1 protein-coding gene is annotated in these 380 nt (G+C 52.9%); it reads left to right on the forward strand.

Annotation, left to right across the window (positions count from 1 at the left end):
• On the forward strand, positions 1 to 203 hold a 203-nt coding region (locus tag CUZ56_RS14850; RefSeq protein WP_126981195.1), incomplete at its 5' end, for a PAAR domain-containing protein.
• Positions 204 to 380: the final 177 nt, after the last annotated feature.

Here is a 380-nt window from a genome sequence, read left to right on the forward strand (position 1 = left end):
CCGTGATCAGCGGCTCACCCGTATGCAGCCTGCATGGCAAGCCAGTGGCACGCCAGGGCGACAAAATCAGTTGCGGGGCCACCATCATCACCGGTTCACCCACCGTACTGATTGACGACGGGCGTCCTGTCGCACGCCTGGGAGACAGCACAGACCATGGCGGCGCGTTGATAGAAGGAGATGCCAGATGGAGCGTTGAATAAATAATCTGGCTAAAAGCAATATGTAATAAGCTTGGAGGCACCAGCAAGGCCGATTACATATTGCTTTTAAAACAAATTCAATGCCAGCAAAGGAAACAGCATGTCCCAGACAGAGTTGAGATACAGCTTTGAGGCGCAAGGTGATGGTGAAGAACAAGGCGAAGCGTCAGGCATCAG

The organism is Saezia sanguinis, assembly GCF_003991585.1.
Taxonomy (GTDB): domain Bacteria; phylum Pseudomonadota; class Gammaproteobacteria; order Burkholderiales; family Burkholderiaceae_C; genus Saezia; species Saezia sanguinis.